We start from the raw sequence: 25,983 nt of genomic DNA, 5'->3' as shown, positions 1-25,983 counted from the left end.
ATTACAAATGCAAAAACACACCAAAATTCACGGCTTTGCTAAATTTAAACTCATCGTTATCCTTGCTTTGATGTCAAGCATAGCACCACTTTCTACAGATATGTATTTGCCTGCACTTTCTCATGTGGAGCAAAGTTTTCAAACTAATTCTTTTTTAACCCAACTTAGTATCGCAAGTTTTTTTATCGCTTTTGCTTTAGGACAGCTTATATATGGGCCTTTAAGTGATATTTTTGGGCGTAAAATTCCAGCTTTGGTGGGGATATTTTTCTTCATCGTTTCGAGTTTGTTTTGTATGATTATCGATGATATTTATGCTTTTATCGCTTTGAGATTTTTTGAAGCACTTGGGGGTTGTGCAGGTGTGGTTATCGCAAGGGCTGTTGTCAATGACTTGTTTGAGATCAAAGAAGCTGCAGGGATTTTTGCTTTGATGATGGTTTTTAGTTCTCTTGCTCCTATGCTTTCGCCAACTTTTGGGGGAATTTTGCTAGAGTATTTTTCATGGCATAGTATTTTTGCGACTTTGTTTGCTTTGGGAATTTTGCTTTTTTTGATGATACTTTTTGGTTTAAAAGAATCCGCACCTCATCTTAAAAACAAAAAATTTTCCCATCATGAAGCGATGAAAAGCTACAAATTTGTTTTAAGCGATAAACGCTTTTTAGTTTATATACTATGTGCTTCTTTTGCTTTGGCGGCGATGTTTGCTTATATCACAGGATCAAGCTTTGTTTTTACGCAGTTTTTTAGCTTAAGTGAGCAAAAATTTGCTTTGCTTTTTGGGGCAAATGCTTTAGGTTTTGTCATCTGTGCAAATATCAATGCAAGATTGGTTTTAAAATACGAAAGCGAAAAAATTTTGGCAAAAGCTTTGATGATAATGTTTATATCGACTGTGATTTTACTTGCAAATGCCTTTTTTCACCCAAATTTCTTGCTTTTTGAACTTAGTATTTTTACAAGTATCGCTATGCTTGGTTTCATCGCACCCAATACCACGACTTTGGCTATGGCAAGGTTTAAAGAACATAGCGGAACTGCTTCTGGGGTGCTTGGAACGGTGCAATTTGGTTTTGCAGGGCTTATTTCTTTTGTGGTTGGGGCTATTAACGCAAATACGCCGATAATCCTTGCTTTTGTAATGTGTGCTTGCGTATTGGTTGCAAATATGATATATTTTCTAATCAAAATAAAGGAGAAAAAATGAAAACAAATAATATCTTTATGGCTTTAGCCATAGTTTTGGCAAGTTTGATTCTAGCTTTTGGATTTAACAAGGCTTTAAGTGATTTTAAAACACTTGAAAGAAGTGTAAGTGTAAAGGGTTTAAGTCAAAAAGAAGTCGAAGCGGATACTTTGATACTTCCTATAAAATTCACAAGATCAAATAACAATCTTACAAATTTATACGAAGAACTAGAACAAGATAAAGAAAATATCATTAAATTTTTAAAAGAACAAGGCGTAAAAGAAGATGAGATCAGCTACAACTCGCCAAATATCATAGATCGTTTAAGCGATCCTTATGGCAACGACACTCAAGCTACATACCGATACATAGGCACTGCGAATTTACTCATCTATACGCAAAATGTAAAGCTTGGAAAAAGCATACTAGAAAACATTTCAAGTCTTGCAAAATTTGGCATAGTAACGAAAATCGATAATTATGACATAGAATACCTTTACACCAAGCTAAATGAGATAAAACCTCAAATGATAGAAGAAGCAACACTCAATGCTAGAAATGCAGCGATAAAATTCGCACAAGATTCAAACAGCCATCTAGGCAAGATAAAAAAGGCTTCTCAAGGACAATTTAGCATCAGCAACAGAGATAAAAACACCCCTTATATCAAAACCATAAGAGTGGTTTCTACTATAGAATACTACTTAAAGGACTGATGATAAAATTTCAAGCTAAGCTTTAAGGCTTAGCTTGGCACTATGGAATTTTTTCGTGCGGTTTTTTGGAGTGAGAAAAGGACTAAAGCTAAAAGTATGGTATAAATCGTAATCAAAGCATTTTCAAAGCCATTATAACTCTTATCACCTATAATATTTACTATTCCAAAGATTATTTTCGGCATATAACATATCACCCATAAAACTACAATCAAATTAAGATACACAAAAAAATCAAATTTTTTTATACATCCAAACCAATACAAACAAAGCAAATTAAAAACACCAACTATACTTAAACATACTCCGTATTGATTTAAAGCTTTTAACAAGCTAATATCCTGAATCATTCGTGAAACAAAATACAGTAAAGCGAACAAGCCTATCACTACAACCAACCATTTTAAATTTAAAAGCAAATCTGTATGATGATCACAAAGCTTGCGATAAAAGACAAGTTGCCATCGTTCTATTTTTTCTTTTAAACTTTTGTTTTCTTTATGTTTTAATTCTAATTCTCTAGCATAAAGCTCTTGAGCTCTTAATTCTGAAGCGTCAATTAGATTATGATGAGCTATACGATTGCTTTTTAATTTTCTAAATAAATCTCTATAATTTAATAATTTATCATATTCTTGTGTTTTTTCAATCTCATCAAATTTATATTCTATATATTTATGTTCTATATTAAATTGATCAGAAAAAGTACAGTTTTCAAAATTTGGCTTACAATTATTATCAAATCTAATATTATCAAAACTAACTATATTGTTAAATATAACATTTTTAAAATTTAAAGTATTAATATTTAAATTTTCAAAATTTACAATGCCTTTAAAATTAACATTATTAAAACTAACATTGTTGTGTAAATTTACGAATTCAACATTATTTTTAAATTTTGCCATTTTAAAATTTATTTGAGTATTAATTTTTGTTTTATTAAAATAAACCTTATCTTCAAATACAACTTCTCTAAAATTATTTGCAATTTCATTATCTAATTTTGATAAAAACTTAGTTTCAGTAAATCTAATCTCACCTTTAAAACGAGAAATCTTAAAATCTATTTTTGAAACAATTTTTGCTTTATAAAAATTAGTTTTATTATAAAAAATAGTTTCACTAAAATTATTTTCAATAATTTTATGATTATTACATTTTGCTAAAAATTCAGTTTTTATAAATCTAGCATTTTCTTTAAAAATTGAAATTGCAAAGCTAACTTTTGATTCAAATTTTGCTCTTCTAAAAGTAACATTATTACAAAATTTTACTTCTTTAAAATTATTTTCAATAATTTTATGATTATTACATTTTGCTAAAAATTCAGTTTTTATAAATCTAGCATTTTCTTTAAAAATTGAAATTGTAAAACTGACTTTTGATTTAAATTTTGAAGCATTAAAATCGACACATTTTTCAAAAATACATTTTATAAATTTGACTTGATCTTGAAAAATACATTTTTTAGCAATTAATTTACATTTGAAATCGCAATTTAAAAAATATATAAAAAAATTATTTGTCTTAGAAAAATAAATTTCTAAAATTTCACTATTTTTTATAATTAATCTTTTAATGCCTTTTTCTTGTAAAATATTAAAATCTATTCTTTCTATACTGATATTTTCTAAAACAATTTCTTTTTTAATTAAATCTATATTTTCCACAGCATTTATAGTAAAAATTCCATATTGTGCTAATTTTTCATCAAATTCTTTCATTTTAACCCTTTACTTAACCTTTCAACTTGGCACTATGGAATTTTTTCGTGCAGTTTTTTGGAGCGAGAAAATACAAAGCAAAAGGATAATGCCATATAAAACACCAGTGGATTTTATGGTGTTTTCTGTAATCTCGTCTTGATTTATAATCTTTAAAATCCCTTCAAAACTTGATTTAAATTTCAAAAGAGCCAAGACACTTTTTAATTTATCTTGACTGTCTTTTTGATCAAAAAGAGCCATTTGCTCAGGTGATAGTTTTTCAGATATAGAAAAATTACTTTTTATCGCATATAAAATATCTATTTCTTGACTAAAATTTAATTTTAAAAATTTATTAAGTTGAGCAGATACAACGCTATTGTTGTTTTTATTGTCTATCTCTTCTATGATATTTTTTACATTTGATGTGTTATTTTCTAGCTCATTTAAAACCTTTTTATAATCACTTACATATTTATCATTATACACTTTAGATAAAATTTCTTTTAATTTTTCTTTATTTGCTATTATCAAAGCTTTAGCTGAATTTAACTCTGTAAAAGAAATATTTTGATCTTTTAAATGGAGATTAAAATCATTTTGCAATATGCTTGCTAGATTTACAATAGCACTCGCATTTAAATCATTTAAACTTTTTTCAAATTGACTTTCATAAAGCTTATCTGATGAAAATACACCTGTAAAAGGATTTATAAATTGTGGTTTTGTTATAATCGTTGCAATAAAAATCATATAAGCAAAAAATCTCACAAGAAAAATAAATAATTTAATTTTACAAATAAAAAAAAGATAAAAAATCAATACGCCTAAAAAATAAATCAAAAAGCAAAAAATTGAAATATACTCTGATGATAAAAACAATATCATAGATATTGTAAAAGCACCACAAAGCATAAAAATCAAAATAACGGCATATTGATACAATTGTTTTTTAACATTAACAAGCATTAAAGCAAATACAAGCAAAATAATATAGCTTGCTATAATTATCGATACTGAATTAAGGGATAATATAAAATTTATGGTTTTTGAAAATACAAAACCCATAAAAGCATACAATGAAATCATTAAAATTGTAAAATTTAAAATTTTTAAGAAATTTGTATGGTGATTGCTAGTATTCCTATAAACTTGTAACAAAACACAATCAGACCACAAAGTAAAATCTAGCATCTTTCTTCCGGAAACTATTAATTTTCTTTTAATTTTATTAAATTTTATCCTCCAAAAGATTATAAATTTATTTATATCTAAAGGATAAAATGGTTTTAGAATAAATGTCAAAATTTTATATATAAAAAATACAACATAAACACAATAAAACATTATTGTAAAAAATGGAGCGACCAAAACTAACTCAACAAATATTAATATATTTACAGATAAATGTCCAATTATTTTTAATAAAAATATTATAAGAGGTATAATTTTTGAATAATTAAATTTTTCATAATCCTTAGGATTATATACTTGATTTTTAGATTCTTTTTTTAAATTGTCATTTTTATTTTTACTTAATTGAATTTCCAATTCTTTCTCTTTCGCATAAAGTTCTAATTTATGCCATTCTTGAACTTCTAATTTATTGTTTTGAGTAATTAAAACATCTTTTATAACCCTGAAAGAGTCTTTTAAATTTTTGGCATATCTTAATTGGTGTTCGTTTTGAATTTTAAAAATCTCTTTTTCATCTTGTATTCCTTTGGTTTCGTTTTTGTAACTTTCATCTTTATAATTATCTTCTATATATTGTTCTAATGATTTAAAATCTAATTTGTCTATATTTACATTTGTTAAATTTACAGCTTTTGGTTCCTTAAAATAACAAGCACTGAAATTTGGAACTTTTTCAAATCTCACCCCATAAAAACTAGCTGTTTTTTCAAATTCACACTCGTGAAAATCAACATAATCTTTAAAGTGAGCATTGTTAAAATAAATATTATTGGTAATTTTAGAATTATGGAAATCAACCTTATTCTCAAAAATACAATCTTTAAATAATGTATTTTGCGCATTATTATAGTATTTATTATCAGGCAATGGTGTGCCTGATGCAAAATAACTGAAATCAACTTCATTTTTAAAGATACAATTTGAAAAATCAACTCCATTGTGAAATTCTTTATATTTATTATCTTTTAAAAAACGCAAAGATACTTTGGATTCAAATTCGCAATGAGAAAAATTTAATCTTTCAAAGCAATTACAATTTATATAAACTTCTTTCTTAAAAATACTTTTATAATTTTTCCCTTCATAACCATATCTATTTTTTAAATGCTCAAGAACATTTTTAGGAATAGCTTTGGAATCTCCTATAATTTGATAAGAAAAAAAATAAGCAGGAATAAAATTTTGCATAAATGAGAGCGTCTTTAGCGCTTCTTTGTTTTTATTGTCTTCATTTTCTTTTAATATCAATCTGAAATTAAAATAATAGATAATATTATTTTCATCTTCTATTTTATCTATAATTTTTACATCATTAAAATTGTTTTTATTATTTTTTTCTAAAACTTCATAAATGATATATGGGTGCAATGGTTTAGCTAATTCTCCAGCATTTAATTTTTTCTTACATTCAAACTTAGCTAAATCTAAAGAAATAATTAAATTTTCATTTTCTAAACCCATTATAAAAATACCGCTATTTGGTATTTCTAGTTCGATATTATGTATATTTCTTTCCATTATTTCCCTTCTATGATTTTTATTTCTTCTTCGGTGAGATTGTAAAGTTTATAAACCAAAGAATTGATTTTGTTTTCTAGTTCTTGGGTGTTTGCGTTTTTGTCTTGTTCTTTGGCTTTTAAAATTTCATCGACTAAATTTATAAGCTCATCGACTATGTTTTGATTTTTAGAATTTATTTTTGGTATAGGTAAATTTTCTAGAGCGTGTTTGTTATATTGATAACCTTTTGTCCCTAATTTGCAACCTTGAGAAAAATTCTTATAATAATATGTAATTAAATTTGATGATAATAATCCTAGTAAATATTTTAAATTTTCACAGACTATAAAAAAAGCTGTTTTTTCTAAAAAAATTCCTTTATTATCATAGACAAAATATGCTCCTTGAGTTGTTTCAGGATACACTATCTTTTCTTTTTCAAATTCTTCATAATAAGCGATATTGTCTTGAGTTTCAAACCATTTATTGCTAGTTTTCTTTCTGCAACCTTTTTCTCCGCTTTGTTCTATGCGTGGTAAAAATTGAGATAAATATTGCTTTAAAGCAGGATATTGTTCTATATCGATTTTTAAACTTGGAAAAGTTCCTATCACCCGAAGTCCTGCCCATTCATAACTATATCTTTTTATATCACGTCCGCGTAGCATTTTGCGTATGAGTTTAGCGGTGCGTTCTTTTTCGGCTTCATCTTTGCAATTTGCTAAAATTTCATTTCTTTTTTCAGTGGTGATGATAAAGGCTTCATTATAGCCTGTTAAAATTCCACGATATATATTAAGCCCATACCATTCTTTAAGCGGAGTTCCTATGCGTTCTATCTTAGCCTTTAAGGCACTAGTATTCTCATCGCTAAAAGTGAAGCTTTCTTTGCTTAAAGAATTTTGCGAAAATTCTGCAAAGTCCTTATATAAGCCGATGTTATAAGCACAAGTTTTTAAAATTTCATTGCTTAGGGCAAGGTATTTGAATTTATTATCTTTGCTTTTTGATTTTTCAAAACAAAGTATGGAAGTATCCACTGTAGCACTATCAAAAACTTTTATGCCGTTTAAATCAGTGTATTCTAAAAACTTAACATTTTTAAGCAAAAATTCACGCAAAGCTTCCCCATATCCTGCACGCGTGTATTTATTAGAAGTGATATAGCTCAATACCCCCCCCCCTATCTTTTAAAACATTAAATCCTAGTTCATAAAAATAAGTATAAATATCGCTCGTGCCTTTATAAACCTTATAATTTTTAGCTAAATGGGGCTTGAGTTCTTTAAGCTCTTCTTGTCTTATATAAGGTGGATTGCCGATGATGAGATCAAAGCCTTTGAAATTTCCATCATCGTCCAAAATTTCAGGGAATTCAAAACGCCATTCAAAAGGATGATTGCTTTCTAGATTAAAGATATTGTCGTATTCTTTTTTAAGATTTGCAAATTCTTTTGTGGCTTCTTTTTCATCAAAGTCAAAAAGAGTCAAATTCGCACTAACAAAGAATTTCAAATTTTCATCATCTACGGCTAAGAAATTTCCGTATTTTTTAGAGTATTTTTCACATTTATCGTTAAAGCCTTTCATTTCTTTTTTAAATTTATCCGCAAAGCAGAAATTTTTAAAAGAAATTTTGAGATTTTTTATCTCTTGGTTGATGTGGCTTTTATCTGTGTAAAAGCCTTCTTTATAGTCTTTTACTATGCGTTTGTATTTGCCCATACGTTCTTTGATGTTAGGATAGTGGTTTAGGCTTTTGCCTGTTTCAAAGTAAGATACCAAAGAATTTCCGCATTTTATGTTTATATCGATGTTTGGCAGAGTTCTAAGATCGTGATAATTCTCATCATCAAAGCTTTGATAAAAGCTATGTTTTAAAAGCTCTATCCAAAGCCTTAGCTTGGTGATCTCGCATGAGTTAGGGTTGATATCGACTCCAAAAAGGTTGTTTTCTATGATGTCTTTTTTAGTGTAAAAAAGCTCTTGCTGGATAAGATGGGCTTTATCTTTAGGTGTTTTTGGGCGTTTATACTCTATAAACTCGCCTTTTCTACCCGTGATGAGAATTTCATCGTTTTGCACTTCTAGGTAAAACTCTTCATCAAAAAGATTTAGCTCATCATAGATACTCAGCATAACATTTAAAGCAGAAACCAAAAAATGCCCGCTTCCCACCGCAGGATCGCAAATTTTTATGGAATTTAAAAGCTCTTTTTGTGCTTTTTTGTCTTCTTTTCTTAAAGACTTTCTTAGTTCGTTTATATTTTTAGCATCAAGATCAAATTGAGCGTTGAATTTATCAAGCACAACTTTTGTGATGCTTTCTTTACACATATAAGAAGTGATAAAGCTTGGCGTGTAAAAGCTCCCTTCTTTGTAGCCATTGAGTTTTTCAAACACATTTCCCAAAACGCTTGAGCTTATGAGTTCTTTTTGGCTTAAAATTTCGCTTTGCTCATCACTACCAAAATCAAAGCTATCCAAAAATTCAAACAAGTATTCCAAAAGCCCCACTTGTCCTTTTTTAGCCTTGCATTTATCATCTTTTAGCACGGTATTTTTATAGTAAAAAAGCTTTAAGTCATTGCTTAAGCTTGAAATTTCAAGTGTGTTTTCTATGCTTTGTTTTTCAAACAAAGAAGAATTTAGATAAGGCAGATAAGCAAATTCGCTTTTCTTTCTCGTGCTTTTTTCTTTGGCTAAGACTTCAAAGAAAAGTTCGCTAAGCTTGTCAAAATCAGGGATTTTTTTGAAATTTAAAAATTTCAAATTTTTATCATCATTAAAACGCACCAAATTTGACTCTATAAGCTTTAAAAACAAAATGCGATTAAGCCATAAGATCAAAAGTTTTAAGATGGTTTCAAAATTTTCTTCTTTAAGCTTAGAGTTTATAGCGGTGTAGAAAGTTCCTTGCTCTTCTTTGCTTTCTTCGCTTTTTGCGATGATGAGTTTTGAGTTTTGTTTACTTTCGCAAAGCCCTAAGATGTATAAAAGTTCTTTGTAAAAAGCGTTGTTGAGTGAATTTGCATCGTTGGGGTTAAACTCACCTAGCAAACAATCTTTGCTAAAAATTTTAAACAAAGGCTTAAGCTTACTAAAGCTTAACTTATCTTGTTCTAAGATAGGTTTTAAATCCACAAAAAGCCCTTTTAAAGTGCTATCGCCATTTAAAATCTTTTCAAATTCTTTATAAATTTCGTCGGTATTGCCTTTAAAAAGCGAGTTTTTGCTTTCAAAATTTTCAAAAGCTTCTTTAAAATACTTGTTTTTGTTAAAAAGCTCTTCAAACAAATCCGCCTTAAAGATAAAAAAGCTATAAAAATCCGTGATGATGTGCTTAAGCGATGAATTTAACGCTTTTCTTTCGCGAAGATAGTATAAAATGCACTCATGCAAAGCCTTGCAATTAGGTTTGCTTGGGCTAAAAAATTCTCTAGAATGAGGCAATTTTGCTTCAATGATGACTTGGGTAAGGCCATCTTTTTTTAAGGCCAAGTCTATACCGCTGTTGCCTTTGTGTATGCTTTTGACTTCGCATTGGAAAGATAAATTTTCAAAAAATTTGCTAAGAGCATTTGCTACAAGGGAATCTTCGTTGTTTTTGAGATTATTCTCTAAATTTATTTTATAGTCTTTTAAAGTTTTGATAAATTCGTTTAGTTCTGTTTCTAAGATAGGCTTTTTGCGGTGGTAGGGATTTAAAAATTCTTTTTCATTTATAGCTTCAAATTTCATATTGCACTTTCAATAAATTTTAAATATTTTAGCAAAAAAATCTCAAGTTTGGTATAAAATTTAAAAGTTACTTTTTGTAATTTTATAAAAAAATAATTATATAAAATGAGAATATTTGATACAAAATTTTAAAATTTTAAATATTTTTATAAAAATATATCATTTTTTAAATTTATCAATACCCCTAGTTTTGTTACAATAATTCTATATATCATTAAAAAGGAGTAAAATGCGTTATTTAGCTATATTTGCGATTTCAATCACGCTAAGTTTTGGTGCAGCTAATCCACCTATACAAGATAGAACAGGCACAGGACTTGTTTTATCAAGTCATGAACTAGCCAATAAAATAGGCAAAGAAGTTCTTGATAAAGGCGGAAATGCCATAGATGCAGCTGTAGCAGTAGGTTATGCTTTGGCTGTAGTGCATCCTGCAGCAGGAAACATAGGTGGTGGTGGCTTTGCAGTCATTCATCTAGCCAATGGAGAAAATACCACGCTTGATTTTAGAGAAATGGCACCTTTAAAAGCAAGCAGAAATATGTATCTTGATAGCAAAGGAGAAGTTATAAAAGATGCTTCAACTATAGGTTATCTAGCTGCTGGAGTACCAGGAACGGTTAAAGGTATGAGTGCTATGCTTGATCGCTACGGCACTATGAAACTAAAAGACTTGATGGCTCCTGCTATAAAACTAGCTGAAAAAGGTTATCTCATCAACGATAGACAAGAACAAACCATGCTAGAAGCTAAAGATATGTTTAAAGAATTTCCTAGTTCAAGCAAATATTTCCTTAAAAAAGATGGCAGCACTTATAAAAGCGGGGATTTGTTTGTCCAAAAAGATCTAGCAAAAACTTTAAAACTTATCGCAAAGGAAGGTCCTGATGCTTTTTATAAGGGAAAAATCGCTGATTTAATAGCAGCGGATATGGCTAAAAACAAAGGCATTATCACTAAAGAAGATCTAGCACAATACCAAGCTATTTGGAGAAAACCTGTAGAAGGCACTTATAGGGGTTATGATATCATTTCCATGTCGCCACCTAGCAGTGGGGGTGCTCATATCATCGAAATTTTAAATATCATGGAAAATGCCAATATAGAAAATTTAGGCTTTGCAAGCTCTAAAACTTTACACATAATGGCTGAAGCTATGCGTCAAGCTTATGCGGATAGATCAGAATACATGGGCGATCCTGATTTTGTAAAAATCCCACTTGATAAACTTACAAGCAAAGAATACGCCAAAGAAATTTATGCAAAAATTCCAAAAGATAAGGCTTTACCAAGCTCAAAAGTAAAACCTGGTTTAGGACAAATTCACGAAGGACATAATACCACTCATTATTCTGTGCTAGATAGCAAAGGCAATGCTGTAAGCATTACCTATACTATCAATGCGAGTTATGGTTCGGGCGCTGCGGTTGAAGGGGCAGGGTTTTTACTCAATGATGAAATGGATGATTTTTCAATCAAACCAGGCGTGCCAAATTTATACGGACTTGTAGGCGGAGAAGCTAATGCTATAGAACCTAAAAAAGACCTTTAAGCTCTATGAGTCCAACTATCATACTAAAAGTTGGAAAAGTATTTATGGTAGTAGGTAGCCCAGGTGGTTCTAGAATCATCACGACAGTTTTACAAGTGATTTCAAATGTGATCGATCATAAAATGGATATATCAACAGCGGTAGAATCTCCAAGATTTCATATGCAATGGCTACCTGATGAAATCAGAACAGAGCCTTTTGGAATCATCAAAGATGTACAAAACAATCTTGAAAAAATGGGCTATAAAATCACAAAAGAACCTTATATGGGTGATGTAAATGCTATCATGGTCGATCCAAAAACTGGAAAAATCGTAGGCTCTATGGATACAAGAAAAGAATTCTAACTTCTTATTTACCCTTGAAATTTCAAGGGTAAATTTATACAGGATTTTTAAGTCTTCTTTTAAAAAATGCTCCTAAAATTAAAATCACTGTAAAAGCAATGAAAAAATATAAAAATTTAGGCACAGGCACAGGATCTCCTGCTGCATAAGAATGCAATCCTGAAAGATAGAAATTTACCCCAAAATAAGTCATCAAAATAGAATAAAATCCTATAACACTCGCACTTGCAAAGGCGTAAGGATTGTTAAATTTTGAGATAAATCTAAGATGTAAAATCATAGTATAAACAATAATAGAAATTAAAGCCCAAGTTTCTTTAGAATCCCAACCCCAGTATCTTCCCCAGCTTTCGTTTGCCCAAACTCCACCTAAGAAATTTCCTATAGTGAGTAAAGCAAGTCCTATTATCATCGCCATTTCGTTGATACAATGTAAGTTTAAAATACTTTGATCTATTTGAGCTTTTTTTGGATTTCTTAACATAAATAAAATCAAGCTAAATACTCCAAGCAAAAAGCAAAGTCCTAAAAATCCATAGCTTGCAGTGATGATAGAAACATGGATATTAAGCCAATAGGATTTTAAAACGGGCACAAGATTTGTAATTTGTGGATCCATAAAACCAAGATGTGCTACAAAAAGAGAAATTCCAGCCATAATACTTGCAGTACAAAGTGCTAAAGAAGATCTTTTATAAAAAACAAGTCCCGCAAAAGCACAAGCAAAAGCTATATAAACCATACTTTCATAAGCATTACTCCAAGGAGCGTGATCTCCTACATACCAACGAAAGATTAAAGCTAAAGCATGAGCCAAAACACTTAAAGCAATGAGAATAAAAATGGCATTTTTAAGCATTTTTGGAGCTTTTTTAAGGCTTAAAATTTCATAGACTAATAAGATAAAAAGCATACTACCTAGTAAAAGATAAATAGGGGTGAGATTGTCAAAAATATTATAATGATTTAAAAAAAGCTCTAAAGAAATTTGAGTAGGTGTAGGGATAAGATTTGATCCATAAAAATTTTGGAAATTTTTAAGTCTTTCTAAACTTTCATCGGCTTTAGAAAAATCTTTGGTACTAAGAGCTTGTTCAAAATCAAAAAAATATTTTGCCAATAAGCTTTGTATATTTTCTATATCCTTTAAATCAAAAGGCATAGGTGTAGCAGGAGAATACCAAGTATAGGTTTTTTGGCTTGGATCAGGAAATATTCTAAAAATTTCTCCGCTATAGATATAAAAAGCGGTGTTGATTTTTTCATCAAGAGCTAAAATATCTTTATCAAACTGATCTCTTAGAGCAGGTTTTTTGCGATTTGCTTCTTCTATATAGTTTGAAAGTTTGTAAAAATCTCCATCAAAAACATCATCGTAAGCAAGATATTTTTCATTTTTATCCACGCCTAAAATTTCTTTTAGCTTTGCAGTTTTTACGCTAATCATTTTTATTTGTCTAAAATGTTGTGGATACATCATCATACCAAGAAAAATTTGATTATAGTTTAAACCTAAAAAATCATTTTTTTTGGTAATTTTATGGATGTAATTCATCGCTAAAGTATCGATAGGTTTTATCCTGCCATCAAAGTCTTGCACAAGTAAGCTTCCAAAAAGCATAGAATGTTTTGCAGAATTTTCTTTGATATTTTGTATAAGCTTTAAGGTGTTTTCATCGGCAAAACTTTTTATGTTAAAAGCAAAAAGACAAAAAAGAATTAATAAAAGATTTTTTTGATTTTTAAGATAGTTTGATAATTTTTGAAATCTTGAGTTTTTAGCAAATAAAATCCATAAAAAACCTAAAGTCAGCAAAGTATAGCCTATATAGGTTGGAATTTTTCCAGGATCTTTATTGACTGAAAGTATGGTGCCTTGTTCGTCTTGATCATAAGAACTTTGAAAAAATCTATATCCGCCATAATCTAAAACATTATTCATAAAAATTTTATACTCAAAACTTTTATCTTGATCGATCACTTCGATATCTGAAGCATAAGAAGAAGGACTCATAGAACCTGCGTAGCGATCAAGGATAAAATCTTTTAAAGCCAAAGAAAAAGGCAGTTTAATCTCTTCAGGACCCCAGTTGAGTGCAAAAATTTCACCTCCTAATCTAAAAGGTAAAACATTTTCATTGTTGTAATTTGGAGTGAGTAAAATTTCTTTGCTTTCATTATTAAAAGAAATTTGCATTTTGATGATAGGATTGCTCATTGCATTAGGAGCTTTTTCATAATCAAGTAGTTTTAAATTTATAGTTTTATTTTGCTGCATGGAAACTTTTTTTCAAAACTATTATGGAGTAAAGGATTAAAAGCTACTCCAAAGGATTGATATTCTATAACCTTACCTTCATCATTATAAAGCATTAAGGCTATAAATTCATCTCTTGTCACAATGATATCAGAACTTTGTCCTTCTCTAATGTGCATACCTCCTTCTATGCCAAAATAACGCGTGATTGCAGCGCCAAGTAAAATTACTATAAAAGCACTATGCAAGAGCAAGGAAGCATATTTTTTTCTTTGTAAAAGTTTGTGTATAAAAATAATACCTATAAGATTGATTAAAAGCAAAAGGTGTAAGATATCAAACCATAAAGCATTATAAACTAAGGCTTTAGCAGCATTTGTGCCAAAATCATTTTCGACAAAAGTCGCTACTGCACAAGAAAGAGCATAGATAAAAAGTAAAATAAGACTCATCCAAAAGGAAAAAAAGATTTTCTTAAACATTTTTCTCCTTGTATGCTAGAAAAAGTGTTTTAAAAAGCTCATCTTCATTAAGCTTTTGATTTTTTTCATCTTTTAAAATTTCCATAGTCAAAGCAAGGCGTTTAGCACTCATAAAACCAGGATAAATTAGTAAAGTTTTATGTTTAGGAGTGAAAAATACTAAGGTAGGCGTAGCGTCTATATTAAATTCTCTTGAAAGTTCTTCTGTGCTTGTTTTTTTATTGTCGTAATTATGAATTTTATGATAACTTGTATTGATATAATAAGAATTATATGTGTTTTTTAAGATATTTTGAACTTCTTTGTTGTTTTGAATTTCGTGTTTTAATTTATCGCAATAAACACAATTATTTGCACTAAAAATAATTAGCACAGGTTTGTCAGAAAAAACAATATTTTGATTGTCTTTAAAAAATTCTGCGATTTCTTTGTAAGAGTTGAGATCAAGATTGTTTGTATCTTGTTTGTATTGTTCTGTAGTTTTTGTTCCTTTGGAAAGAATATTTTCATCTATTTTTTCATCATTACAAGCACAAAATAATAATATTATAAATCCTAAAATCAGTTTTTTTTAACATCAAATCCTTTCATTTGAAATTGCCTAGAAAATCTAGGCAATTATTATTTTAATAAATCCACTATAAAAGCATAAATCATCAAGAATAAAAAGATCATTCCTGTAATCAGCATCAAATAACCTGCTAATTTAGCAATGCCTTTATAAGAATTAAATTTAGAGTTTTTCTCATATAAACTTTCAAGCTTTCCACTTTCTTTTAGGCGTTGATAATACGCATTTCTTTCTTGTTTAATCTCGGCTTCACTTTGGGTTCCTGAGAAAATTACCATATCCATAGGGAAGCGATCTGCTCTAAAATGAGTATTGAAGAAGTGGATTGCAAAGATAAATCCTGTTGCAAGTAAAGCTTCATCAGAATGCACTAAAGAACAAAGATTGATCATCCAACCTGGTAAAAAGGTACTAAAGAAAGTAGGGAACCATAAAACCAATCCTGAAAGTCCTATAACAAACATACCCCAAAATACTGCTAGATAATCAAATTTTTCCCAATAAGTCCAGCGGTCAAATTGTGGTCTTTCGCCCATGCCAAAGAACCATTTAAAATGTGCTTTCATATCTTTAAAGTCTTGCCAATTTGGCATTAAAGAATCAGGTCCAAAAAGGGCTTTTAAAATTTTCATTTTATCAAGTTTTCCTGTTTGTGGATCACGCACTAAATCTCTTCTTTTCCAGTTTACAAGTATGATTTCTCCAATATGAGAGAAAAAGACTATAAACATAACAATAGCACTAATATGATGCACTATGGTTGCACCGATTGGTCCGCCTATAAGATCTATCATGGTTTGTGCCCAAGGAGCGGTATAAAATTTTTGCGGCAAACCCGAGAAAGCAAGTCCTAAGAAACTTGCCGCCATAAAGAAATGCTGAATTTTATGGAAGGTTGAAAAACGTTTGATTAAAACCTTGTCATTGTGTGCATTTTCTTTTGCTTTTTTCCATTCTGCAGGATGTGAAAATCTTGCTAAAATCAGTCTTATACTCCAAAGTAAAGTATGCAAACCAAAGAATACAAAAACTCCTATCACTAAAGCGGTCATAAAGATATAAGCACCGTGAAGTAAAGGATAGTTTTCTCCATCACTATGATCAGCATGTGCAATAAAATTGGCAAAATTTTCATTAGAATTTGGATGACATTGTGCACAAGTTTGAACACGATTTAAAGACGATAGGGTTGAGTTTAAATCTTCAACTTTTAAAATATTGTGTTTGCCGTGACAATCATAACAGGCTGCGATTTTTGGAGCACTACCGGGACTATTTAATACCATAGCCTTACCATGAAAAGTATCATGATAGCGATCTTGTTTATCTTGATGACATTCACCGCATTTAAAATCACTTCTTTGTTTTAAGGTCATTGCATTCATTAACGGATCGTTGTTGTGGATATCATGACAAGTGGTACAAGTTGGAATTTTTTTCTTTTTTCCATCTTTATCAAGTTGTATTTGGCTGATATTTTGATGAATGCTGTGTTTAAATTCTTTATCTACATCTTTATGACAACTTGCACAGTTTTTATTGATAAGATCTAAATTTGCAGCATTATTGTAGCGAATAGATTTTTTATCTTCGCCTTTTCCGTGGCAATCCCTACAACTTGGAACATCTCCAAAATACATTCTTGAATGAATGCTATCTTTAAAATCATCTAAATTTTTAGCGTTTTGCCATTTTTCTATTTGTTCTTTTTGAACTTTTCTTCCAGAAAGCACCCAAGATTCTATACCATCTAACATAACATAAACATGGGTATAGCCTAATTTTTGGCTTAAATTTGCAATATTAGAAGCATCAAAAGTAAAACGATTCGACCCATAAAAAATTAAAGTTGCATTAAAATCATCAGGTAATAAATTTTGCCAATTTTGCGCATCAACTAAAACAGCATTAGGTATATTACCTGCAACTTCTCTTTCTTCCTTGGAATTAACATCCACAAAATATACATTTTTTTGCCCTAAAAGTTTTTCAGCATCTTTCATGCTGATAGGAGTTACACCTTCAACTATACCTATTTGAATTTTTCCGTCGGCAAGTAAAAAAGGGGTTGAAAAACAAAAAACAGCAAGCAATATAAATTTTATTAAACTTTGTTTCAAAATTTACTCCTTAAACTCGCCCAAAAAATGGGCGAAAATTTTATTTTAAAATATTTTTAGCTTCTTGTATATAAACCAAAGCCTCATCTACTATTTTTTTGGAGTAAACAGGACCATGCACACCCCAAGAACCATCTTTTTGCAATTTTTCTGCAATAGCCCTTGCTTGATTTGCCAAAGTAATAACACGAGATTTTTTCTCTACAGAAAGTTTAGGATTTTCAGCCATAGCTTTATCAATTTCTTTCACGCCTTTAAGAATATTTTCATATCCATCTTTTACAGGTTTTTGCCAACCTACAACAATGTCGTAGATAGTCTCTTGATCTGTAAAATGAAGTTTTTTAGGTAAATTTGATTGAACCGCACTGTGACATCCACTTGCACCTGGCCCCATTAAATTTGGATCACTAAAACTTGTACGTCCACAAGCCCACATTAAATCAAGGAAAAATCTTCCATCATCATCTCTAGCGATGGTCCATCCTGGAGTTTTTGGAGATCTTTCTTTACCTTCTGGCGGATTAAGAGTTTTAGCAGTTTTATCAACTTTTATTTTCCAAATGTGAGAAGCTCTAACATTATCAAATCCACCTTTATCGGGATTTTGAACTGCTCCAAAGTTTTCACAACTCATCATATTTGGCATGTGACAAGCTGTACAATTATCTTTTGAATGAATTCCTCCTTGTTTAAAGAAGCTAGCTTGTGTGTCATGACAATCTGTACAAGTTTTTTTAAGCCCTACTTTAGTATATCCATCTTTCCAATCATTGAAAGTAACCTCATGAGGATCGTGGCAAGTAGAACATCTCATACCCTTATCATAGTGAGCTGAACTATACATTTGCGCACCTTCAGTTCCACAAGCTGGACAGCTAGATTTGAAGAAGGCATTAAATGGTTTTCTAGGATTTTTCTTAGCATCTTCTTCATTATAAGAAAATCTTTGATGACATCTTTCGCAGTTTGATGGCATACCTGCACCTCTAGCACCATAAAGATGAGCACCTGCACCATGACATTCTTCACAAGAAATACCTTTTGAAATTGTATGTTTTCTAAGCTCTTGAGTATTTCCTAAAGCTTTATAAAATTCTTCTTTGCTTTTAAAATCAAATTTAAAACTATGACAGGTTTCACAATAAGAACTTGCAGGCTGAAAAAGCATATTTTTACGATATTGTGCTGCATAAGAATTTGTTCCCCAAACTTGAGAGCCATTACCTCCAAATTGTTCCATAGTAGTAGGGAAACCTGGAGAAAATTCTGCTATTTTTTTGGTCATTTCAGGTGTTAAAAACTCACTCCAAAGCCTTGAGAATTGATTGCCGCCAGCTACAATTTTTCCTGTCATATTACTAAGATTTCCATCTTCAACATGATAAGTTCCACGAACCAACCATCTATCAATAAAACCATATTTTGTTCTAGGTGTTCCAATTACAGCATAGACATCATCAGGATAAATTCCATCTGGTAAAATAGTAGATTGTGAGTTATACATAGGTTTTTTTAAATCATTTCCTACTTCTTCAAACTCATCAGGAAAACGAACGGTTTTTGCATGACGTGATCTTTCCCAAGCTTTATATTGAGCAGGATGACATTCACCACATTTTTTTGGACCTACAAATTTATTTGGAAAATCTAAAAAAGATTCCATTCCTAAACGATAAGTCACTGAAGTATGAGCTAGATTGTTTTGCTGTGCAAAAGTAGGACCATTAGAAAATTCTACATATTCTTCTTCCCTATCACTAATAGCATATTTACCTACTATACGACCTTCTTTTTCATATTTAAACATAGGATGATGTTCTTTAAGATATTTAAAAAACGCATCTTCTTGGTGCACATAACCCTCAAGCGTTCTTGGTTTAGTATCGCCATCTTGTGCAGCTTCTCCTTGAATAAGAACATTTGAATTTTCTGCACTACTCACATTTAAAGCAAATCCCACCCCAAGTAATAGGGTTAAAACCTTTCCCTTAGAAATAAGCTTTTTCATAAGATACACCTTATAAATAAAATTTTTAAGATAATATAATTATGAAATAAATAGTTTAAGATATAAATTATATTATTTAAATTATATTAACTTTTATATATAAATTTTATGTTAATTAAACTTAATAATTAATAAAATTAACAATTTCATCGTGAATTTATATATTAATTTCTATTTTTTATTTAAAATTTTATCAATAAACCAAGTAGCCGATCACGCAAACAACTTTTTTAAAAGAACTAAATTTATACAATCCATACAAATATATTAAACTTTCCAAACCCCTAAAAACACCCTATTCTCTCTAAAAACCCTAACCAGTAACAAACTCTTTTTTTAAACACGATTCTAAGCACCATCTAAAACAACAATAAAAATAAACATAGGATTTATATATATAAAGTAAGTAATGAAGACATTTAACAAGTCCGCAATGAGCTACTTTCCCCCTGCCAGTAAGGCGTAGTATCATCACCCACGATGTGCTTAGCTTCTTGGTTCGGGATGGAGCAAGGCGTTTCCACATCTGTATAATCACGGACATTGTTATTTAAATATTCTTTGAAAGATTGAATTTAAGAATAAAGCTTAATCTTTTTATTTCTTTACTTTTTTCTTTATTCTCTTTCTTCTTTTGTTTTTCTTTATTTTTTTCTTATCTTTTATCTTTGATAAGTTTTTATATAGAATACTTAAAAAACAATGTTAAGAGCAAGTTCTAATACAAACTCTACTTGAAAGATTTCTATTAAACTCTAAATATTATCTATATTCAAAGCTTTCTTAAAAACCTTAACAAGGAAGTGATGCTTTATTAAAGATAAGCCAAACGCTCTATTAGTACTGGTCAGCTAAAGGACTTTCATCCATTACACACCCAGCCTATCAAACTAGTAGTCTTCTAGAGAGCTTAGAGAAGATTCATCTTAGAGTTGGCTTCACGCTTAGATGCTTTCAGCGTTTATCCTTTCCAAACTTAGCTACGCTGCGATGCTCTTGGCAGAACAACAGCTACACCAGTGGTTTGTTCAACCCGGTCCTCTCGTACTAGGGTCAAATCTCTTCAATCTTCTTACGCCCACGGCAGATAGGGACCGAACTGTCTCACGACGTTCTGAACCCAGCTCGCGTACCGCTTTAAATGGCGAACAGCCATACCCTTGGGACCTGCTCCAGCCCCAGGATGCGATGAGCCGACATCGAGGTGCCAAACCTCCCCGTCGATGTGAGCTCTTGGGGGAGATCAGCCTGTTATCCCCGGGGTACCTTTTATCCTTTGAGCGATGGCCCTTCCACACAGAACCACCGGATCACTAAGACCGACTTTCGTCTCTGCTTGACTTGTATGTCTTGCAGTTAAGCTGGCTTATACCTTTATACTCTATGAACGATTTCCAACCGTTCTGAGCCAACCTTTGTAAGCCTCCGTTATTATTTGGGAGGCGACCGCCCCAGTCAAACTACCCACCAGACATTGTCCCACTTGAGGATAACTCAAGCTGGTTAGCTACCCAAATAAGAAAGAGTGGTATCTCAACAATGGCTCCTATACAACTGGCGTCATATACTCAAAGCCTCCCACCTATCCTGCACATTCTTATCCAAATAGCAGTGTCAAGCTGTAGTAAAGGTCCACGGGGTCTTTCCGTCTTGCCGCGGGTAGGAGGAATTTTCACCTCCACTACAATTTCACTGGATCCCTCTTTGAGACAGCTCCCATCTCGTTACGCCATTCATGCAGGTCGGTATTTAACCGACAAGGAATTTCGCTACCTTAGGACCGTTATAGTTACGGCCGCCGTTTACTCGGGCTTCGATCAAGAGCTTCGCTAATGCTAACCCCATCAATTAACCTTCGAGCACCGGGCAGGCGTCACACCCTATACATCCTCTTACGAGTTAGCAGAGTGCTGTGTTTTTGGTAAACAGTCGGGAGGGACTCTTTGTTGTAAGTTTCTTCGCTTTCGGAGTAAATCCTAGTACGAAGCTAACCACACCTTATACCGAAGATACGGTGCTATTTTGCAGAGTTCCTTAAAGAGAGTTCTTCCACGCGCCTTAGAATACTCATCCCACCCACCTGTGTCGGTTTACGGTACGGGCAACATTAGCTAAACTTAGAAACTTTTCTTGGCTCGACGGCATCAGGGGTTCTTCTATCCATCCGAAGACTTCAAAAAGCCTTTCAGTTCTCGGAGTATTGTTATACGGATTTGCCTGTATAACCTCCTACGACCTTAGACTAGCACTTCCATCCGCTAGCCCCCTTAGCCCTAAGCGTCCTTCCATCGCACACTAATGTTGGTATTGGAATATTAACCAATTTGCCATCGTCTACCCCTTTCGGACTCGACTTAGGACCCGACTAACCCTACGATGACGAGCATCGCGTAGGAAACCTTGGGTTTACGGCGTTAATGATTCTCACATTAATTATCGCTACTCATGCCTGCATGCTCACTTCTATTCGCTCCAGCACTCCTTACCGGTATACCTTCGACGCAAATAGAACGCTCTCCTACCACTTGCACACAACTTAAACTACTTAACTTTAGCCTAAGAATATTTTTACTGATTTTACTAAGTTTTATTTCTATCTTTACTCTATAAAAATCAGTAAAAATATAACTTAGTTTCTCATATTCTAAACTTAAATAATCTAAGTTGTGCGCAAGTCTACAGCTTCGGTACTTACTTTAGCCCCGTTATATTTTCCGCGCAAAATCACTAGACCAGTGAGCTATTACGCTTTCTTTAAAGGATGGCTGCTTCTAAGCCAACCTCCTGGTTGTTTAAGTAACTTCACATCGTTTTCCACTTAAGTAAGATTTAGGGACCTTAGCTGGTAGTCTGGGTTGTTTCCCTCTTGACGACGGATTTTATCACTCGCCGCCTGACTGCTGTGATTACATATAAGGTATTCGGAGTTTGATAGGGTTTGGTACATTGGTGTATGCCCTAGCCCATTCAGTGCTCTACCCCCTTATATTACGACACAACGCTATACCTAAATATATTTCGGAGAGAACCAGCTATCACGAAGTTTGATTGGCCTTTCACCCCTATCCACAAGTCATCCCGGGGCTTTTCAACGCCTATGGGTTCAGTCCTCCACTAGTTCTTACACTAGCTTCAACTTGCTCATGGATAGATCACTTCGTTTCGGGTCTGCAGCATCTGACTAAGCGCCCTATTCAGACTCGCTTTCGCTACGGCTTCGCGTTTGCTTAACCTTGCCAGACACCACAACTCGCAGGCTCATTATGCAAAAGGCAGTCCATCACACTGTATTGCTACATAGTGCTCTGAATGATTGTAAGCAAATGGTTTCAGGTTCTATTTCACTCTGATCACCTCAGTTCTTTTCACCTTTCCCTCACGGTACTTGTGCACTATCGATCTGGTATTAGTATTTAGGGTTGGATCGTGGTCGACCCGGATTCAGACAGGATTCCTCGTGTCCCGCCCTACTCAGGATACTGCTAGCTAAGCTTTGTTTTTCGCATACGGGACTATCACCCTCTATGGCTATACTTTCCAGAATGTTCTGCTAAACTCAGCTCTTGCACATTGCAGTCCTACAACCCCCAGTGCAAGCACTGGGTTTGCCCTCTTGCGCTTTCGCTCGCCGCTACTGACGCAATCTCTATTGATTTCTTTTCCTGAGGGTACTAAGATGTTTCAATTCCCCTCGTTCGCTCCTATATAGGTAATGTATATCTCTATACATTGGGTTGCCCCATTCGGAAATCTACGGATCAAAGCTTCTTGACAGCTCCCCGTAGCTTATCGCAGTCTAGTACGTCCTTCATCGCCTTTACCAGTCAAGGCATCCACCATTCGCTCTTAGTAGCTTACCTTTTTTACCTTTTATTATTGATTCTAAAACGCATCACTTCCTTGTTAAAGTTTTTATGATAAGACTTCTTTATCTTAAGACGGAAAGCATTCAAACACTTAATATAAAACTAAATGATTTAGTCTCAACTAAGCTGTGAGTTTGAAACTTGTCTTTAGTAGTAATAACTAAAGAAAAGATAAATAGGTTTTATCCTTTAACAAGTCCTGTAAAATTGTTTTTATTAAAACTTGCTTGTGACTCTTAACAATGATAATTAAAAAGAACATTAGGTTTAAAACCTAAAGGAAGTATATATATTAATATAATCATTATAAATATAAATACATAATGTATATGTTATTTATATCTATCTAAAGTATATTCTTTTATAGCTAAAGATAAAAATAAATCTAAGTATTTAGAGTTTATATATTTAATCTACTTTATATACTTGCTTTAGATTTTAAAGCTTCTTTATTCAAATCTTTTTTATGGTGGGCCTAACAAGACTTGAACTTGTGACCTCACCCTTATCAGGGGTGCACTCTAACCAGCTGAGCTATAGGCCCTTAATAAATGGTGGAGAATAGCGGGATCGAACCGCTGACCTCCTGCGTGCAAAGCAGGCGCTCTCCCAGCTGAGCTAATTCCCCATAAACAATTAGCTTTATCATCAATCTTTGAAATCTAAACAAGAATCAATTGAGTTTATATATTGAAGTAATAGTTGTGAGACTTATTACTTTGTACTCTAGAAAGGAGGTGATCCAACCGCAGGTTCTCCTACGGTTACCTTGTTACGACTTCACCCCAGTCGCTGATTCCACTGTGGACGGTAACTAGTTTAGTATTCCGGCTTCGAGTGAAATCAACTCCCATGGTGTGACGGGCGGTGAGTACAAGACCCGGGAACGTATTCACCGTAGCATGGCTGATCTACGATTACTAGCGATTCCGGCTTCATGCTCTCGAGTTGCAGAGAACAATCCGAACTGGGACATATTTTATAGATTTGCTCCACCTCGCGGTATTGCGTCTCATTGTATATGCCATTGTAGCACGTGTGTCGCCCTGGGCATAAGGGCCATGATGACTTGACGTCGTCCACACCTTCCTCCTCCTTACGAAGGCAGTCTATTTAGAGTGCTCGGCCGAACCGTTAGCAACTAAATACGTGGGTTGCGCTCGTTGCGGGACTTAACCCAACATCTCACGACACGAGCTGACGACAGCCGTGCAGCACCTGTCTCTAAGTTCTAGCAAGCTAGCACCCTCATATCTCTATAAGGTTCTTAGGATATCAAGCCCAGGTAAGGTTCTTCGCGTATCTTCGAATTAAACCACATGCTCCACCGCTTGTGCGGGTCCCCGTCTATTCCTTTGAGTTTTAATCTTGCGACCGTACTCCCCAGGCGGTACACTTAATGCGTTAGCTGCATTACTGAGATGACTAGCATCCCAACAACTAGTGTACATCGTTTAGGGCGTGGACTACCAGGGTATCTAATCCTGTTTGCTCCCCACGCTTTCGCGCCTTAGCGTCAGTTGAGTTCCAGCAGATCGCCTTCGCAATGGGTATTCTTGGTGATATCTACGGATTTTACCCCTACACCACCAATTCCATCTACCTCTCCCTCACTCTAGACTATCAGTTTCCCAAGCAGTTTAATGGTTAAGCCATTAGATTTCACAAGAGACTTGATAATCCGCCTACGCGCCCTTTACGCCCAGTGATTCCGAGTAACGCTTGCACCCTCCGTATTACCGCGGCTGCTGGCACGGAGTTAGCCGGTGCTTATTCCTTAGGTACCGTCAGAATTCTTCCCTAAGAAAAGGAGTTTACGCTCCGAAAAGTGTCATCCTCCACGCGGCGTTGCTGCGTCAGGGTTTCCCCCATTGCGCAATATTCCCTACTGCTGCCTCCCGTAGGAGTCTGGACCGTGTCTCAGTTCCAGTGTGACTGATCATCCTCTCAGACCAGTTAAGCGTCATAGCCTTGGTAAGCCATTACCTTACCAACTAGCTGATACTATATAGTCTCATCCTACACCGAAAAACTTTCCCTACTCAACTTGTGTTAAGCAGGAGTATAGAGTATTAGCAGTCGTTTCCAACTGTTGTCCTCTTGTGTAGGGCAGATTAACTATACCTTACTCACCCGTGCGCCACTAATCCACTTCTAGCAAGCTAAAAGCTTCATCGTTCGACTTGCATGTATTAGGCACGCCGCCAGCGTTCACTCTGAGCCAGGATCAAACTCTCCATAAAAATTATAGATAGTTTAATCTTTTTCTTCAAAGAAAAAGTTATGAAAGATTAAAAGAAAAGCTTTTAATCTTTTTAATTATTAGATTGAATAGATTTTACATAATTGCTTATGCCTAAATCTTTATCTGGCTCAATCGATCACTTATTTAGATTTCAAAGATTGACTAATAAGATTTGAATAACAATACTAATTTAAAAGAACAAAACAAAAAATCATTTTTAAAAGAAAAGTTTTTAAATTAAAAAACAAGATTTATAAAAAAGCTTTTAGTTTATAAAATAAAAACCAAAAGAGTTAATTTATAAAATCTACTAAGCTAGTGAAACTTTATAATTTAAAAGATTTTAAGTCCTTTTTTTCAAAAAAGGAAATGAAAGTATAACCAATTAAACTTAAAAGGGGATTAAATAAAGGATTAAATAGTATAAATATTTGTGTAAGTATTTATATAAGTATTTGGTGGGTTGAAAAATGGGGG

7 protein-coding genes, 2 tRNA genes, 3 rRNA genes and 3 pseudogenes are annotated in these 25,983 nt (G+C 32.7%); 3 read left to right on the top strand and 12 right to left on the bottom strand.

All coding sequences use genetic code 11. From position 1 onward, the window contains the following. Positions 1 to 7 precede the first annotated feature (7 nt). Both AJN56_RS05370 and AJN56_RS05365 read left to right on the top strand, forming a co-directional pair. Positions 8 to 1,210, top strand: a complete 1,203-nt coding sequence (locus tag AJN56_RS05370) for a multidrug effflux MFS transporter (RefSeq protein WP_070246439.1) — start codon at positions 8 to 10, stop codon at positions 1,208 to 1,210. Further along, entirely contained in the window at positions 1,207 to 1,908 is a 702-nt protein-coding gene (locus tag AJN56_RS05365; RefSeq protein ID WP_020836944.1) for an SIMPL domain-containing protein, read from the top strand. Before AJN56_RS05370 ends, AJN56_RS05365 begins: the two co-directional genes overlap by 4 nt. A 29-nt stretch (positions 1,909 to 1,937) precedes the next feature. On the opposite strand, the gene AJN56_RS05360 is transcribed toward AJN56_RS05365, so the two are convergent. From AJN56_RS05360 to AJN56_RS05350, 3 genes and pseudogenes are all read right to left on the bottom strand, one after another. Further along, positions 1,938 to 3,635, bottom strand: a complete 1,698-nt coding sequence (locus AJN56_RS05360) for a hypothetical protein (RefSeq protein WP_052800831.1) — start codon at positions 3,633 to 3,635, stop codon at positions 1,938 to 1,940. A 21-nt stretch (positions 3,636 to 3,656) separates the two neighbouring features. Continuing rightward, the gene (locus AJN56_RS05355; RefSeq protein ID WP_070246442.1) at positions 3,657 to 6,332 is read right to left on the bottom strand and encodes a pentapeptide repeat-containing protein; all 2,676 of its coding nucleotides are present in this window, start codon (positions 6,330 to 6,332) and stop codon (positions 3,657 to 3,659) included. After that, positions 6,332 to 10,055 (bottom strand): annotated as a pseudogene (locus tag AJN56_RS05350) (class I SAM-dependent DNA methyltransferase). Before AJN56_RS05350 ends, AJN56_RS05355 begins: the two are co-directional and overlap by 1 nt. A gap of 229 nt (positions 10,056 to 10,284) precedes the next feature. On the opposite strand from AJN56_RS05350, the pseudogene ggt reads away from it, so the two are divergent. Next, positions 10,285 to 11,954 (top strand): annotated as a pseudogene (gene ggt, locus AJN56_RS05345) (gamma-glutamyltransferase). Between the two features lie 34 nt (positions 11,955 to 11,988). On the opposite strand, the pseudogene ccsA reads toward ggt, so the two are convergent. From ccsA to AJN56_RS05295, 9 genes and pseudogenes are all read right to left on the bottom strand, one after another. Continuing rightward, positions 11,989 to 14,693: pseudogene (ccsA, locus tag AJN56_RS05340) on the bottom strand (cytochrome c biogenesis protein CcsA). Further along, positions 14,686 to 15,066: a SoxW family protein gene (locus AJN56_RS05330; RefSeq protein WP_172669651.1), complete on the bottom strand. Its 381-nt coding sequence runs from the start codon at positions 15,064 to 15,066 to the stop codon at positions 14,686 to 14,688. The pseudogene ccsA and the gene AJN56_RS05330 overlap by 8 nt, the downstream one beginning before the upstream one ends. 248 nt (positions 15,067 to 15,314) lie before the next feature. Then, positions 15,315 to 17,384, bottom strand: a complete 2,070-nt coding sequence (locus tag AJN56_RS05325; RefSeq protein WP_013463363.1) for a rhodanese-like domain-containing protein — start codon at positions 17,382 to 17,384, stop codon at positions 15,315 to 15,317. Between the two features lie 40 nt (positions 17,385 to 17,424). After that, positions 17,425 to 19,395 (bottom strand): cytochrome c3 family protein, encoded by a 1,971-nt coding sequence (locus tag AJN56_RS05320; RefSeq protein WP_002854177.1) that lies wholly within the window; start codon positions 19,393 to 19,395, stop codon positions 17,425 to 17,427. Positions 19,396 to 19,820: 425 nt separating this feature from the next. Then, positions 19,821 to 19,937: ribosomal RNA gene (gene rrf, locus AJN56_RS05315) — 5S ribosomal RNA — on the bottom strand. A 274-nt stretch (positions 19,938 to 20,211) separates the two neighbouring features. After that, positions 20,212 to 23,255: ribosomal RNA gene (locus tag AJN56_RS05310) — 23S ribosomal RNA — on the bottom strand. Between the two features lie 473 nt (positions 23,256 to 23,728). Beyond that, positions 23,729 to 23,805 (bottom strand) — tRNA-Ile (locus AJN56_RS05305). An 8-nt stretch (positions 23,806 to 23,813) separates the two neighbouring features. Beyond that, positions 23,814 to 23,889: transfer RNA gene (locus AJN56_RS05300), tRNA-Ala, on the bottom strand. Between the two features lie 102 nt (positions 23,890 to 23,991). Then, a 16S ribosomal RNA gene (locus AJN56_RS05295) occupies positions 23,992 to 25,504 on the bottom strand. The 16S, 23S and 5S rRNA genes sit together here with 2 tRNA genes alongside, the layout of an rRNA operon. Positions 25,505 to 25,983: the final 479 nt, after the last annotated feature.

The sequence above is a fragment of the Campylobacter sp. BCW_4319 genome (genome assembly GCF_001764435.1).
Classification (GTDB): Bacteria; Campylobacterota; Campylobacteria; order Campylobacterales; family Campylobacteraceae; genus Campylobacter_D; species Campylobacter_D jejuni.
The sequence above is the reverse complement of the archived record's forward strand: the minus strand, read 5'-3'. Positions and strand labels throughout refer to the sequence as shown.